This window comes from Ruegeria sp. B10 (assembly GCF_056539825.1).
Window position 1 is genome coordinate 149726 of sequence record NZ_JBQFVP010000010.1, and the last position, 14363, is coordinate 164088.

Here is a 14363-nt window from a genome sequence, read left to right on the forward strand (position 1 = left end):
GGTTCGAATCCTCTCACACCGACCAATAAAACAGGTTATCAAATACAGAGATATTTTGCCTTTTGACCAATTAACTTACCTTTTCGCCAACAAAAATTACCTCCACTCGCCTGGAGCGTTGCTAGTTCAAATAGTAATTTTGAACTAACGGCCCAGAGCCGACTTTGAGCACTGCAACCGAATACTGCGTCGCAGCCAGCTTAGCGGCCACTCGCTGCGTTGCTAGAATTTGTGTCTCTCCTAACTCACAGCCTGCAGAAACAGCAGCCATTCCATCCAGGCGGAAGCAATGCGGTTCGCTATTTGACAGCTATTCTGATTTTGCGGCGAACCATCAAAAGCGATTTCGTGGACGCTTGGTAGCTGTCAAGGCTTGGGCATTTGTACCAACTAAACGCCGAGATGCCGCTGGCTTATTTCACTATCCAGATCGTCCATTGCGCCAGACCAGACTGATCTGCCTCGCTCAAGGATTGTCGCGCGATCACAGACCGCTCGCAACTCGCTAAGCGATTTGTCGATTACCAGAATTGAAAGACCAGATTCCCGTTTCAGTTGCTCCACAGTCTCCCAGATTTCTCGCCTGATATTTGGCGCAAGCCCTTCCGTGGCCTCATCCAATATTAGCAAGCGTGGATTGGTAACTAACGCGCGCCCGATGACCAACATTTGCTGCTCTCCGCCTGACAATGAGCCCGCAAGCTGATCGGCGCGTTCGCTGAGACGCGGGAAAAGCGCAACGACCTTGTCTATATCCCAATGGCCAGGTCGGGACACAGCTACGAGGTTCTCACGCACCGTTAGATCGCGAAATGCGCGGCGGCCTTCGGGGACAAGGCCGATGCCCAACCTTGCCACTTGGTGGCTCGACAGTCTGCGAATGTCGGTGCCGGCAAACTCCATCGAGCCTTTGCTTGCGATCATTCTGCAAATAGCGCGAACGGTGGTCGTCTTGCCCATACCATTGCGCCCCATAAGGGCGACGACTTGGCCCGCTTCGATCGTCAGATCAACGCCAAAGAGGGCTTGGCTCTTGCCATAGCTTGCTACTAGGTCGGAGATGGAAAGACGGCTCATAAGTTCTCTCCAAGATAGGCGCGCTGAACTATTGGATTTTTGCGAATATCTTCGACTGATCCTGTGGCAATTACACGCCCATAATTAAGAACCGTTATTCGGTCAGCCAATTTGAAGACGACATCCATGTCGTGTTCCACAAGCAGGATCGGGGCCTGATTTCGCAAGTCACTCAGCAGCTTCGTGAGCAGCTTCGTGCCTTCCGCGCTTAAACCGGCCATTGGCTCGTCCAGTATGAACACCTTTGGTTCAAGGGTCAGCGCAACTGCGACTTCCAGTTGGCGGCGCTGACCATGGCTGAGTTCGCCTGTTCGCTTGTCTGCAAAGTCGATCAAGTCCACACGACGCAATGCATTCTCTGCGTGATCGCGCAGGTTTTTGTCGTCAAGAACGGGTAGGAAGAATTGCCAGGGTCGGCCTTTGGCCCCAAGCGCGCCCAGCATGGCATTCTGCAAGACGGTGTCGTCTGACGCTAGAGCGGAAATCTGGAAGGTGCGTCCTAGCCCGAGCCTTGCCCGGTTTTTAGTGGTCTCGTGAGTGATATCCTGGCCCTGAAGGCGAACCGAACCTGCGTCAGACTTTAGGCCGCCGCAGATCTGAGCGATGAGCGTCGATTTACCAGCCCCGTTTGGGCCGATCACGGCGTGAACTTCGCGGGGCCTCACGTCCAATGTCACGTCGTCGTTTGCAATCAGGGCGCCAAAGCGTCGAGTAAGACCGTCAACTTGCAACACGGGCCGCATCATCGGTCGGACCTTCCCGTGATGACGCCGTACAGGCCGCCGCGGGCGAAAAGGACGACCGCCAACAAAAGCAGACCAAGAAAGAATAGGAAATATTCGCTAATGCCTCCAAGCGCATGCTCGAGTACGACGAACAGAGTCGCGCCTGCAACTGGCCCGAACGTCCGGCCCAACCCTCCGAGGATTATGAAAACGATCAGTTCACCTGACATCTGCCAGCTGAACATCGTCGGACTGACGAAGCGATTAAGATCGGCAAAAAGCGCCCCCGCCAGCCCACAGATCATGCCGGAAATCACCAATGCAATGAGTCTCAGCCGAAACGGATCAAGCCCGACCGCCTCTACCCGCTCGGGGCTTTGCCGCGCCGCGTTTAGCGCAAGCCCAAAGGGCGATTTTACGAGCCGCACGTTTAGCCAAAGGACTAAGCCCAGAATTGCAAAACAGATTCCGAAGAACTGTATGGGATCAAGCGTGTTCATACCCGGGAACGAATTTCGAATGTAGATGGAAAGGCCGTCTTCTCCGCCATAGGCGGGCCAGCTGATTGCAAAGAAAAAAAACATCTGCCCGAAGGCCAGAGTGATCATGATGAAATAAACGCCTGAAGTTCGAAGCGACAGAAGCCCGATAATAAAGGCGGTAGCACCTGAAAACAGTATTGCCACCAACCAGATCACAGGCATTAGCTTGGTGCCAGAAATCGTGAACGGCCATTCCATCAATGGCGAATACGTCTGCGCGTGAAAAGCCAGAATACCCATCGCATAGCCGCCAATCCCAAAGAAGACCGCGTGTCCGAGGCTCACGAGTCCTCCAAGCCCAAGCGCGATATTGAGACCAACCGCAGCCAGAGCGAAGATGACCGCGCGGGTCGCCAACGTAATTGTGAAGGGTTCGTCCGAGACCCAAGCCCAAAGCGGCACACAAAGAAGCAGGCTCGTGAGAATGACGTTTAGTGCTTTTTCTGGGATCATGCTCTTGCCCCGAACAGCCCGGTCGGTCTCCACATCAGCACGCCAGCCATAAGAACGTAAATCGACATTGATGCCAATGCCGAACCAGTCGACGTTGCAACATCTGGCGCCACGAACAGTTTGAACAGTTCCGGCAGGAAGATGCCGCCCAGGGTATCGGTCAATCCAACCAGCAAACTGCCGATAAGCGCCCCCCGAATGGACCCGATGCCCCCGATCACTATGACGACGAAAGCGAGGATCAGGATCGGCTCACCCATTCCAATCTGGACCGATTGGATGGCACCCACAAGTGCTCCCGCTAATCCGGCGAGCGCTGCTCCGAGCGCGAAGACAAACGTGTACAAGCGACCAATATCAACGCCGAGTGCTGCAATCATTTCGCGGTCATTTTCTCCGGCACGAATCTGAATGCCAATGCGGGTCCGTGAGATGAAGAGCCACAGCCCAACCGCCACGAAAAGCCCTACAAGGATGAGCGCGAGGCGATAGAGCGGATACTGAATGCCGCCTGGCAATGAAACGGGACCGGACAGATAGCTTGGAATTTCGAGAAACAGCGGGAATGAACCGAAGATCCATCGCGTACCCTCGGAGAAAATCAGTATCAGCGCAAAAGTCGCAAGCACTTGCTCGAGGTGATCACGGGCATAGAGCCGACGAATGACTGCCAATTCGACGATGACCCCGGCCATGGCCGCCGCAGAAATGGCAGCTGCAACGGCCGCCAAGAAAGACCCCGTCGCCGCAGCGGCCGCCGCAGCTGCAAAAGCGCCGACCATGTAGAGTGATCCGTGCGCAAGATTTATTAGGCCCATCACGCCGAAGATCAGCGTCAGGCCTGCTGCCATGAGAAAGAGCATGAAGCCGAACTGTATTCCGTTCAGAATCTGCTCGGCGATAAGGATGAAAGTCACGGTTTGAGCAAAAACGGGCCGCCGCCATTTAGTTGGGGGCGGCCTCAGGTTACATTTTACAATCTGCCGCGTAGGCGTCCGAGTGGTTTTCCAACGCCACACCAATGATCCGGTTGGTGAAAACATCCCCTTCCTGAATGACTTCGCGCGCGTAGATAGTCTGAATCGGATGGTGGTTTGGACCAAATTCAAAGTCGCCACGCGTGCTGTCGAATTCGGCCGCGCGCAATGCATCTCTGAACGCGTCTTGATCCGAGACATCAGCCGATCCGAGCGCCGAAACGATCAACTGTGCCGTGTCAAAGCCCTGGCTTGCGTAGAGAGACGGAAGCCGCCCGTACTCGGCCAAAAAGCTTTCAACGAACGCGGCATTTGTTGGATTGTCGATATCCTTGTTCCATTGGCTGGTATTCACAATCCCAAGTGCTGCGGGCCCGACGGCTTGAAGGATGCCCTGATCGAATGAAAACGCCGGTCCCACCACGGGCAGATCGACCCCGCTGTCCGCGTATTGCTTGAGAAACGAAATCCCCATTCCACCAGGAAGGAAGAAAAAGACACTGTCTGCGCCGGACGCACGAATTTGAGCAATCTCGGCCGCATAATCCGTTTGGCCAAGCTCGGTATAAATCTCACCGGCAAGATCGCCTTGGAAGAACCGCTTGTACCCAGTCAAAGCGTCCTTGCCCGCCGGATAATTCGGGGCCAGGATGAAGCTGTTGCTATGCCCTGCCGTGTTGGCATAGGCGCCAGCTGCTTCGTGCAGGTTGTCGTTCTGCCAGGCGACGTTGAAGTAGTTTTCATGACAACCTTGACCGGCTAGCGCCGACGGTCCGGCGTTCGGCGACAAATAGAACTTACCTTGGGCCGTTGCCGCTGGAACAACAGCCATTGCGAGGTTCGACCAGATAATGCCCGTCAGGATATCCACCTTCTCGGACTGGATCATCTTGTCAGCAAGCTGCACGGCGACGTCGGGTTTTCGTTGATCATCTTCGACGACGACCTCGATATCATCCCGCCCGGATTGGTTGATACCCAGCATGAAACCGTCGCGCACATCGATTCCCAAGCCGGCTCCACCACCGGACAGAGTAGTTATCATACCGACCTTCGTCTCAGCGAATGCACCTGTGGCCAGCAACCCGATGGATGCGGCAATGGCAATCGATTTATACTTCATAAGTTCCCCCCATGTTATTTTTAACTATCGCCGGTTGCATTTGCCCGGCCTTATTTGAAGTTGCTACATCAAGGACCGCTTTCTCAAACAGTCATTATTGAAATGCTTTCCTGTTCACAAAGGCAATGTCCAGTGCAAGCTTTCAATCTCTATGGCTTTAATTAGTTGTCAGCACCTAAATCCGCAGATTTTGGGGTGTCTTGTCAGAAGAGCTTTGTTTGAGCAGGACAGGGCGGTCGCGTAGCTTTTGCCCATGACCAGACCTTCAAATACTTTAAAACCAGTCCCGAGATCATCCGCCTTCACTTTCAAGGTCTGCCATCCAAGCGACGGCTCGACCTGGAGCCGGAATTGCTGTGAGGCTGATACCTGTGGCCGCCATTTCAGCGTTGTCCCAATGTGTGTCGAGCATTTTGGTCAGACGGGAACAATCGGCGACCTCTATCGCCATCACTGCATTGACGCAGACGCTATTCTGGAGAAAGTGAATGGCCTGACCGATGGCAGAGCTCTTCACCGTGCATAAGTGGGCTGGATCTGGGCAATATAACAGAGAACAAACTAGCACTGAGCATAAGGTGCTGGATGACTTACTGAAAAACAAGAGCTTACCAACATACGACAGAGGCCGGGTTTGCTCGCAATGAAACCGCAACGTTATCGCAACGCTATCTGCCACCGAAGTGCAATGGCTGGCATTCAAAGCCCTTATTTTGTTTACTTCATCCCGAGAACTCGCCTTCAGGAGGAAGGGGTCGGAGGTTCGAATCCTCTCACTCCGGCCAAAAAAGTTTCTTGTCAAATAAAGAGATACTTTGCCTTTTGACCAATGAACTTACCTTTCCGCCGACCAAAGTTACATCCTCTATTCTGAAGCGTTGCCAGCTCAAGTAGCAATTTTGAACTGGCGGCCTATTCCAACGGTTCATCGATTCCGGCATTCGCTGCGGCGTGACTGACCAAACCAGACATTCGCTGCGACCGCTAACTCGAGCCGGCAAAGAACTTCCGGATCGCGGACAAAGCTGGCTGCGACCATGCAAAAGTCAAAGTCGACTGCATACTTCAGCGATCCAAAAAGTTGGATATAAGGCGTTGAAACAGGTCAGATTGCTCTGCATGGAGCGCGTGGGCGCAGGCCGGTACGACAGCAAGCGAAGTATTGGGGATCGCCTCCCAGAGCATATTAGTTTGGCTCCATGGATATGTTCGGTCATGATCTCCCCAAAGGACGAGAGTTTCCTGTTGGATTTGGGACAGGTTCTGTTGCCCTGACCAGATTTTCATCGCATCTAGGCCGGCCTCCAGGGCCGGCAGCTTGGCTTGAGCGGCAATCGCGGCGCAGTGTTCATATCCGGGTGCAGCTTCGCGATCCAAAAACCAAGTTGCTGCGATCCGACGCGCGGTGGCTGCCGGGCCGTCTTCTACAGCGCGCTTTTTACTTTGTTCAATGGTTTCGAACCGCCCCGGCAAAACACCGATGGCGCCAGTTGCATAAAGGACAAGGCGGTCAATCCTTTCACTATCTCGCAAAGCAATTTCCTGAGCGATCATGCCGCCCATGGAGTGACCCAGCAGATGATACTCCTCCACTCCAAGGCCGCGGAGGTGCCGGACGACCCAATCCGCATATCCGCCAATGCTGTCGATTGGCGGCAGATGGGCATTTGCTCCGAACCCGGGCAGGTCGACGCCAATCACATCAGCATGCTGCTGCAAAGTATCGCGACACCCATCCCATTGTGCGCTGCCCCCCATGAAACCATGAACAAGGACAAGGGGGGTCACTTTCGCTGACCTTGAACGATCCGGTCAAGGATCATCGCGCAGAAGAGAATGGCAAAGCCTGCGAGGATACCCTGGCCCACATTGGCGTATTGCAGCGCCTCGAGAACATCTTCGCCCAGCCCTTTCGCACCAATAAGTGAGGCCACGACGACCATGGCCAGCGACAGCATGATTGTCTGGTTGATGCCTGCGCGAATGGAGGGGCTGGCGAGCGGAAGATCGACCTTGGTGAGAAGGTACCACTTGTTGGCGCCAAAACTGATCGCGGCTTCACGCACGCTTTCAGGCACACCACGCAGGCCCAAAACGGTAAGGCGTACCACGGGTGTCCCACCGAAGATCATAGTGACAATGACTGCCGCTGGCTTACCAACCCCGAAAAAGGCAATCACAGGCACCATGAAGACAAAAGCAGGCATGGTCTGCATGAAATCCATGATCGGTTGGATGACCGCGTAGAAGCGCGGTCGACGCGCAGAGAACATGCCCAAAGGAATGCCAATCACGATGGAAAGCAACGCCGCAGTGCCGAGAAGCGCCAACGTCGTCATAGCTTTTTCCCAGAAGCCGAGAAGGCCCATATAGGCCAGAAAGGCACCAGACCATATAGCCATGCGCAAGCCAGCGGTAAGCCAGGTCAACAGAACGATCAGCGCGGCCACCACGATCCAGGGGGTCTGAACCAACGCAACCTCCATGGCATCCAGCAACCAGCGAATAGCTGCGGTGAGCCCGTCAAAGAACGCCACACTGTTGGCGACGCACCAGGCGATAAATGCCTCTACACTGTCAATACTAGCCAGGCGAATTGAGTTATCTGTCGGGAATTCGCTAAGAAATGAAAAACGGCCCGGGAAGCTGTAGTGGATCATTGCGGTCGCGACTAACAGGATCATGAAACCCGCGCTAAAGACTATCTGGCTGACCGGCATGCCAGAGCGAATGGTGCGATCTGAGAGCCAGTCGGAAAACCGGGCCTCCAGTGCCCAATTGGCGGCCACAGCCTGTATGAGCTTGGCCACAAGCAAGATGGCAACACCGGTAAGGGCAATCGACGGGCCTTGCGCGGCGAGCAATTCTGCCTCGGCGCGGAAGCCTTCAATATTGGCCTCCAGCCCTTCGATCTGGCGTTGAATGGCCGCGGCTCGATCCGAGCCGCTCTCTTGGGCGGCCGCAAGCTGCTGGTAGCGCAAATCGAGCGTACCTTCGATCGAGGTCACACGGGCCAGCGCGTCTGCTCCCAAATCTCCGAATAAGCCCCGCGCGATCTGCACAAATCCGATTGCTTCGACGACAAGAAAGGCCAATGCCCATGACCAAAGTCCACGTGCGCCGAACCAGATCGGACCGAAGAGCCCGGCCATTGCGTTGAAAGTTGCCGTAAAGCGCGCGGACGCCCCGATCTTGTCGAAATTGCGGATGTAGTAATCGGGGCTGGTGCGCACAAAGGTGCGGATATTCTCGCGGCGTTCCTCGGCATAGGCCTGCGCGGCTTCGCTTTCTGTGTCTTCAAGGGGGTTCACACCAAGATCTTCGCTCATGACATTTCCGTCCCTTCAATCACGGTGCGCAACAGATCTGCGCGAGTGATAACACCTCTGTCTTGGCCGCCTTCGGACACCAGAACCGGCCGTTCGTCGTCGATAGCTCGTGTAATCAATGCTGAAAGTGTCTCATTGTGGTCCACCCGATCAATGTCAGCAGGCAGTGGGCCGTGCGTAGCGAGATAGCTGTCCAAGGGCTGCATCGCCGCATGAGCATGCACCACCTTCAGCCGCGATATCCCAGCCACGAAATCAGCGACGTAGTCATCAGCGGGATGCATGACAATGTCCTCAGCCGAGCCGATCTGCACCATCTTGCCGTCACGCATGATCGCAATCCGGTCTCCAATGCGAACGGCCTCATCAAGGTCGTGGGTGATGAAGATCGTGGTCTTCTTAAGGATTTTGGACAGCCGGATGAACTCATCCTGCAACTGCCGCCGGATCAGGGGATCAAGTGCGGAGAATGGCTCATCCATCAATAGAACATCAGGATTGGCCGCGAGCGCACGGGCAAGCCCCACACGCTGCTGCATACCACCAGAGAGTTCGTGAGCGAATTTCGACCCCCACGCCCCCAGTTCGACAATGTCGAGAATGGCGGCCGCCTGCCGCATACGCTCGTTTTTGGCGACCTGGCGGATTTCCAGCGGCATTGCCACGTTGTCGAGGACCGAACGGTGGGGCATCAGAGCAAAATTCTGGAACACCATCCCGATTTTCCGGTTGCGGAAAGCCTGAAGCTCCTTTGTGCCGAGCGCCATGACGTCCGTGCCCTCGATCTCGATCTTGCCCGCCGTCGGTTCGAGCAGGCGATTGAAATGGCGCACGAGTGTGGATTTGCCGCTCCCTGATAGGCCCATGATACAGAAGATCTCACCGCGATTGACGTTGAGGCTGACATCGGCCACGCCCACCACCGCGTTGAATTCAGCAAGGACTTCAGCCTTGGTCAGCCCCCGCGCACGAATGGCTTCCAGAGCGGCCTCAGGTTTTGCCCCGAAGATTTTCCAGATGTTGGAAATTTCGATTACAGTCTCGTCGCTCATCCGCCCACCCGTGCGTGCCTTTAAGTGGGGCAGCACCGCTAGGTGCTGCCCGTTGTTTTTTGGTCTGGCTCAGAGACCCAGCATCGCATCTACGCGCTCGGAATTGGCGTTAACCCATTCGGCCGCAACTTCCTCTGCATCGCGTCCATTGGCACTGATCTCGAAGGCCAGCGAGCTCACGTCATCGGCGGTCAGGGAGAAGTTTGCGAAGAATTCCGCAATCGCCGGCGACCGATCCCCAAGCGAGTTGGACCAGGCGATCTGAACTTCCTTCAGAGCGTCCTTACTGGCTACCATCGACTTGTTGTACCAGTCAGGGTCGTCGGAGGGCTGCACCATCACGTATTTTTCAGGGTCATAAGTCGGTTCGGTCAGCATCACCACGTCAAACATGTACCAGACGGCATGCGGCTCATAGCAGTAAAAGGCATATCCTTCCTTTTTGGCGATACTGTCCTTGATGCGCGCTGTCTTCACAGCTTCCTCGGCACGGATTGGATCAATAAAGTCCAACAGGCCATAATCGCGGACTTTCACCTCGTTCACATTGGCCGAAGCCCAGCCGGGTGCGCCGATCCACATCTCACCCTTGCCATTGCCATCGCTGTCCATCGCAGCCGCCACATCGGGGCGTCCAAGATCCGCGATGTCGGTGATATTCATTTCTGCGGCAAAGTCTTTGGAGACGCAGAAACCCTGATTGCCCTGATAGGGGTTCGATGACAACGTTACGGTGCCAGCACCATCAACATATTGCTTTGTGAAGGCCTCCTGATTTGGCAGCCATACATCAGGGTGCACATCGATATCACCCTTACCCTGATCCATCGCTTGAAAAATCGTGGCGTTGTTACCGGGCACGTACTCCACTGTGCCGCCAATGCGGGTGGTCACGATCTCACCCAAGACATGGGCAATAGCCTGCGCTCCGGTCCAAGTAGGAACACCGATCTTAACCTCTTCAGCGGCGAGTGGCGCGCCGAGAGCTGAAACCAAAGCTGCGCTGATCAAGTATTTTTTTAATTTCATTTGATATCTCCTTGTTGGTTTGTTGTAGATTTTCAGGCCACGTAGCCAGGAAGTTCAAAAGTTTCGGGATAGCCAAACAGGGCTGCGCTTCCGCCGGTGTGCAGAAAGACGACATTGTCCATGCCGTCGAAATAGCCTTTGCGGGTTTGGTCAATGAGCCCATCCAAACCTTTACCTGAATAGACCGGGTCGAACAAAAGTCCTTCGGTGCGGGCCAACAGCTTGAGCGCGTCAATCATCCCCTTGGTCGGAAGACCATATCCTGCACCGACGTAGTCGCAGTTTGCGCGCACATTTTCTCGCGCAATGGGCGTGTCCGTCTCCATATACTCGACAGTACGCACGGCCAGATCATGTACCATGCCTTCCTGTTTGTCTTGTGGGGCCCGCACGCCGATGCCCAAAAGGTGAATGTCACTTTCTAGGGTCGCAAGACCGGCGACCAATCCGGCTTGTGTGCCCGAGCTGCCGGTCGCATGGACCAGCGCATCAATTTTCAAACCTGCATTGGCCGCCTGTTCGCATAACTCGCGCGCGCAGTTCACGTAGCCCAATGCCCCGATCGGGTTGGATCCACCGCCCGGAATGATGTAGGGGTTTTTGCCTTCTGCCTGCATCCGCGCGGCGCAGGCTTCCATCTCGGCATTCATGTCCGCACCACCAGGACGCTTGGAGACACTGGCGCCATGCAATCGATCCAACAGGACATTTCCATTCAGAATATAGTTCGGGTCATTGGAACCCGTGCGATCCTCAAGCAAGATATGGCACGCAAGGCCAAGTTTTGCGGCCGCCGCTGCTGTTTGACGCGCGTGATTAGATTGCGTCGCCCCCTGCGTGATGATGGTATCTGCACCTTTCTGGACAGCGTCAGCCATCAGAAATTCCAGCTTACGAGTCTTGTTCCCACCCGACGAGAGGCCGGTACAATCATCCCTTTTGACCCATAAACGTGGACCACCCAAAACCTCACTCAGGCGATCCATCGGCTCCAAAGGCGTAGGAAGATGACCAAGCGATACCCGGGGAAATTTCGCCAGCGTCAGCGATAGCTCCTTGCACAAGCTCAAAACCATCTCCGGCGCGACCATCGCGTCACCGCCGGTCATCTGAATTGTCTCAGCCACCACACTCTCCCTGCTTTTGCCTACAGCCAAACAGTTTCAAAAGAAAAAGAATAAAAACAGTGCATATTTCGCAGGCTGCCCATACATTTTCTTTGGGTGCTATGGAGGTGCGGATGAATATGCTGTGGTTTGACGATGTTCTGACCCTTCTGGAAGAGCGGAACATGACGCGGGCCGCGGCCCGCAGAAACATCACACAACCCGCGTTCTCAAGGCGTATTCGCAGTTTTGAGGAGTGGCTGGGGATTGAAGTTCTCGATCGCAAATCGAACCGGGTCGAGATCAGTCTGGCACTGGCCTCGAACGAAGCCGAAATCCGCTCTTTGATCGCTAGATTAAATGACCTGCGCACAAAAATTGCGCAACATGGTCCGACCGTTTCGATTGTGACGATCGCCGCAACACATGCGTCGGTGGTCTCCACCTTCCCTGATATGGCATTGCGTGCACGTACTACGTTCAAGGGGCTCCGTTTTCGTCTCAGGACTGCCAATCTGAACGATTGTGTCACTCTGTTCCTGCGCGGCGATACCAACATGCTGCTATGCTACGAGGCGCAAACCGTCACCCCAATGCCGTTCGGAGCAGGCATTCGTCGCGGCACTTGGGGTCACGACTACCTCATTCCGGTCATCGGTGGCGGATTGCGCTATGCAGTGCGCGGAAACGGTGACGTGCCTTTGGATACGCCTGCCATCGTCTATCCCGAAAACAGCTATTTTGGCGAAGCATTGAACAAAAGCAAACTTCCGTTCGGAACCGCCGACTTTAGCAAAAACCCCGTTTGCCAGACGGCCTTTTCAAGCGGAGCAAAGGAAATGATCCTGAACGGTCTCGGTGTTGGTTGGCTGCCGTTCAGCATGGTGCACAAGGAAATTGAAAGCGGCGAGCTAATCTCCCTACGCAACCAATTGGGTCAGGAAAAGCTCGACGTGGTGGTCTACGCCCACCACCAGACCGAGATAGCGAAAACGTTGCTTGATTTCTGGACAAACAAGCCGTCTTCAAAGTCTTGAGCCGAAAAAGCGCAAGCTCTGGCCAGAAACCAAGACAATCCGTTGGAACCGAATTTTGAGTGACGGAAACCTATAAAAATAAAGCCATAACCCTGTGGCGTCTTGGCAGCAGACGGACCAGTCTTGGACTTGGACGACCCTACTACCACAGTGCAGAGAAGACCGTCTTCCTCAATTGTGCGGCGGATTGCGACTCGCTTGCATTTCCTGAACGCGATCGGGCCAAGTCGACCTGATATAAGCCAGAATATCCCAAATCTCATTGTTGGTGAGTTCATCACTAAATGCCGGCATGCCGCTTGCAAAGCCAGTGACCCCGCGCACGGCTAACGCCGCTTCGCCACCAAGTCGGGTGTACTCGAAGAGAAGCTGGTTATCATGGTGCCAAGTGTGCCCTGTCTCATCATGCGGTGGTGCAGGCAGAACACCATTGTCATCAGGAGTCTGCCAATTTGGTTGTCCTTCCAGGTTGATGCCATGGCAGGACGCGCAGTGGTCTCCGTAAAGAACACGCCCATTAGTCAAATCTCGGTCTTCCATTTCGTGGCTGGCAATTGCCTCGCTCGCAACGCCACATAGAGCCAGTACCAGCACGCGTTTCATACGACTTCCACCCATGTTTTCATGCCAGCCGCCTGATGCCCCAGCATGTGACAGTGCAACAGCCATTTACCGGGATTGTCGAACACGCAAACGATTTCGCGGGTCTCACCAGGATTGACTAGCGCCGTATCCCGGAAAGCGCCTAAGCTGCTGTCCGCCTCAACTTCAAAGAAATGATGCCCGTGCAGATGGATGCCATGCGGGAAACGGGTGTCGTTTACCAGACGGATGCGCGCCGTTTGGCCACGTTCAAACTTGTGGAGCGGCGTATCTGATAAGCCAGATTGTCCGTTGAATGCCCAAATGTCAGTTTGCGTGCTTAAGGGACGGCTCATAGCCCCACCTTGCATGGTGAGCGACAGGTCCACCGCATTGTCCAGATCCGGCTGCTTCCGCTCGTTTGGTGGCAGTGTTGGAATCGCGGACGGTTGCCGCGTGGTGTTTACCCCTTCAACCGGAATTTCACCCAACAGGTAAGGATCGTCGCGCGTTGGGAAAACAAAGGCGATGTGATCTGCTGATGTCACGTCAGCAATGATATCTAAGCGTTGAGCCGGTGAGAGAATGAGGTTCGAAACCTCTTGCGGGTCCGGCAGTGGCATGCCGTCGAACGCAACGATTTTGCCGTCGATGCCTTCAAGCTCAATCGGGAATATCCGGTCTGTTGCGACATTGATCAACCGCAAGCGCACGCGATCACCGCGCCGGACCGGAATATTTGGTTCGAAAAGCGCGCGGGCATAGTTACCCAACCGCCCTTGATGCGCCTGGTCGTGCCTGTTCTCAAAGCCGTCGACAAGCGCTCCGTCTTCGGTGATGCGCCAGTCGTCAATCATCACAATCAGATCGTGATCCACATCGGGCGGGCTTAGCTCCTCAACGATCAGCGGCCCGTAGAGACCTCTGGCAACCTGTTCCCAGGATCGGTTGTGGGAGTGATACCAGAACGTCCCCGCATCGGGTGCTCGGAAGCTGTATTCGAACTCAGCACCCTTCTCGACTATGGGTTGGGTCATCCCCGGCACGCCATCCATCGCATTGTCGATGCGCAGCCCATGCCAATGCACCGCCGAGCCTTCACCAATCTGGTTCAGGAACCGAATATCAAATGTATCGCCCTGACGGGCGCGAAGCACCGGACCGGGCGTACTGCCATTAAAGCCAAGCATCGGAGTTGCCGGATCACCTTCGGGCAGAATTTGCGCATTGACCGGCTGTGCGACCAGTTCAAAGGGCGCTGATGCAAGAGCGATGCGCGGTGCCAGTGCCGCCGCGCATGTTGTGAACAGGAAGTCTCGCCTTTTCATGGG

The 14363-nt window shown here is 55.1% G+C and carries 13 protein-coding genes; 1 reads left to right on the forward strand and 12 read right to left on the reverse strand.

Going from position 1 to position 14363, the window contains the following annotated elements; translation table 11 throughout:
• Positions 1-390: 390 nt before the first annotated feature.
• From ACR0J4_RS15225 to cuyA, 10 genes are all read right to left on the reverse strand, one after another.
• Entirely contained in the window at positions 391-1077 is a 687-nt protein-coding gene (locus ACR0J4_RS15225; RefSeq protein WP_170641191.1) for a branched-chain amino acid ABC transporter ATP-binding protein, read from the reverse strand.
• Complete coding sequence (locus ACR0J4_RS15230) at positions 1074-1823, reverse strand: ABC transporter ATP-binding protein (protein ID WP_170641189.1); 750 nt, start codon at positions 1821-1823, stop codon at positions 1074-1076. Before ACR0J4_RS15230 ends, ACR0J4_RS15225 begins: the two co-directional genes overlap by 4 nt.
• On the reverse strand, positions 1820-2797 hold the full coding sequence (locus ACR0J4_RS15235; protein ID WP_170641187.1) for a branched-chain amino acid ABC transporter permease: 978 nt from the start codon (positions 2795-2797) through the stop codon (positions 1820-1822). The genes ACR0J4_RS15230 and ACR0J4_RS15235 overlap by 4 nt, the downstream gene beginning before the upstream one ends.
• Positions 2794-3714: a branched-chain amino acid ABC transporter permease gene (locus ACR0J4_RS15240; protein ID WP_170641185.1), complete on the reverse strand. Its 921-nt coding sequence runs from the start codon at positions 3712-3714 to the stop codon at positions 2794-2796. Before ACR0J4_RS15240 ends, ACR0J4_RS15235 begins: the two co-directional genes overlap by 4 nt.
• A gap of 49 nt (positions 3715-3763) precedes the next feature.
• Positions 3764-4897 carry an ABC transporter substrate-binding protein gene (locus tag ACR0J4_RS15245; RefSeq protein WP_170641183.1) on the reverse strand — a complete coding sequence of 378 codons (1134 nt, stop codon included), beginning with the start codon at positions 4895-4897 and terminating at the stop codon, positions 3764-3766.
• Positions 4898-5962: 1065 nt separating this feature from the next.
• Entirely contained in the window at positions 5963-6655 is a 693-nt protein-coding gene (locus ACR0J4_RS15250) for an alpha/beta fold hydrolase (protein ID WP_480668726.1), read from the reverse strand.
• A 26-nt stretch (positions 6656-6681) separates the two neighbouring features.
• On the reverse strand, positions 6682-8226 hold the full coding sequence (locus tag ACR0J4_RS15255; protein ID WP_170554926.1) for an ABC transporter permease subunit: 1545 nt from the start codon (positions 8224-8226) through the stop codon (positions 6682-6684).
• Positions 8223-9278, reverse strand: coding sequence for a betaine/proline/choline family ABC transporter ATP-binding protein (locus tag ACR0J4_RS15260; RefSeq protein WP_170554923.1), 1056 nt, complete (start codon positions 9276-9278; stop codon positions 8223-8225). Before ACR0J4_RS15260 ends, ACR0J4_RS15255 begins: the two co-directional genes overlap by 4 nt.
• Positions 9279-9347: 69 nt before the next feature.
• On the reverse strand, positions 9348-10307 hold the full coding sequence (locus ACR0J4_RS15265) for an ABC transporter substrate-binding protein (RefSeq protein ID WP_170377011.1): 960 nt from the start codon (positions 10305-10307) through the stop codon (positions 9348-9350).
• Positions 10308-10339: 32 nt separating this feature from the next.
• A complete protein-coding gene (cuyA, locus tag ACR0J4_RS15270) occupies positions 10340-11353 on the reverse strand; it encodes a D-cysteate sulfo-lyase (protein ID WP_480668727.1) in 1014 nt (337 codons plus the stop codon).
• A 200-nt stretch (positions 11354-11553) separates the two neighbouring features.
• Here cuyA and ACR0J4_RS15275 point away from each other — a divergent pair, with 200 nt between their 5' ends.
• Entirely contained in the window at positions 11554-12450 is an 897-nt protein-coding gene (locus ACR0J4_RS15275) for a LysR family transcriptional regulator (RefSeq protein WP_480668728.1), read from the forward strand.
• A gap of 171 nt (positions 12451-12621) precedes the next feature.
• On the opposite strand, the gene ACR0J4_RS15280 is transcribed toward ACR0J4_RS15275, so the two are convergent.
• Both ACR0J4_RS15280 and ACR0J4_RS15285 read right to left on the reverse strand, forming a co-directional pair.
• A complete protein-coding gene (locus ACR0J4_RS15280; RefSeq protein ID WP_170641179.1) occupies positions 12622-13053 on the reverse strand; it encodes a cytochrome c in 432 nt (143 codons plus the stop codon).
• Positions 13050-14360, reverse strand: coding sequence for a multicopper oxidase family protein (locus ACR0J4_RS15285; protein ID WP_170641177.1), 1311 nt, complete (start codon positions 14358-14360; stop codon positions 13050-13052). Before ACR0J4_RS15285 ends, ACR0J4_RS15280 begins: the two co-directional genes overlap by 4 nt.
• Between the last annotated feature and the right edge of the window lie 3 nt (positions 14361-14363).

What these genes read in the sequence shown, in the direction of transcription:
- ACR0J4_RS15250 (WP_480668726.1), bottom strand. Translation starts at nt 6,655, where the DNA reads ATGGGGGGCAGCGCACAATGGGATGGGTGTCGCGATACTTTGCAGCAG.
- ACR0J4_RS15280 (WP_170641179.1), bottom strand. Translation starts at nt 13,053, where the DNA reads ATGAAACGCGTGCTGGTACTGGCTCTATGTGGCGTTGCGAGCGAGGCA.
- ACR0J4_RS15285 (WP_170641177.1), bottom strand. Translation starts at nt 14,360, where the DNA reads ATGAAAAGGCGAGACTTCCTGTTCACAACATGCGCGGCGGCACTGGCA.
- ACR0J4_RS15230 (WP_170641189.1), bottom strand. Translation starts at nt 1,823, where the DNA reads ATGATGCGGCCCGTGTTGCAAGTTGACGGTCTTACTCGACGCTTTGGC.
- ACR0J4_RS15275 (WP_480668728.1), top strand. Translation starts at nt 11,554, where the DNA reads ATGCTGTGGTTTGACGATGTTCTGACCCTTCTGGAAGAGCGGAACATG.
- ACR0J4_RS15225 (WP_170641191.1), bottom strand. Translation starts at nt 1,077, where the DNA reads ATGAGCCGTCTTTCCATCTCCGACCTAGTAGCAAGCTATGGCAAGAGC.
- ACR0J4_RS15255 (WP_170554926.1), bottom strand. Translation starts at nt 8,226, where the DNA reads ATGAGCGAAGATCTTGGTGTGAACCCCCTTGAAGACACAGAAAGCGAA.
- ACR0J4_RS15260 (WP_170554923.1), bottom strand. Translation starts at nt 9,278, where the DNA reads ATGAGCGACGAGACTGTAATCGAAATTTCCAACATCTGGAAAATCTTC.
- ACR0J4_RS15245 (WP_170641183.1), bottom strand. Translation starts at nt 4,897, where the DNA reads ATGAAGTATAAATCGATTGCCATTGCCGCATCCATCGGGTTGCTGGCC.
- ACR0J4_RS15235 (WP_170641187.1), bottom strand. Translation starts at nt 2,797, where the DNA reads ATGATCCCAGAAAAAGCACTAAACGTCATTCTCACGAGCCTGCTTCTT.
- ACR0J4_RS15265 (WP_170377011.1), bottom strand. Translation starts at nt 10,307, where the DNA reads ATGAAATTAAAAAAATACTTGATCAGCGCAGCTTTGGTTTCAGCTCTC.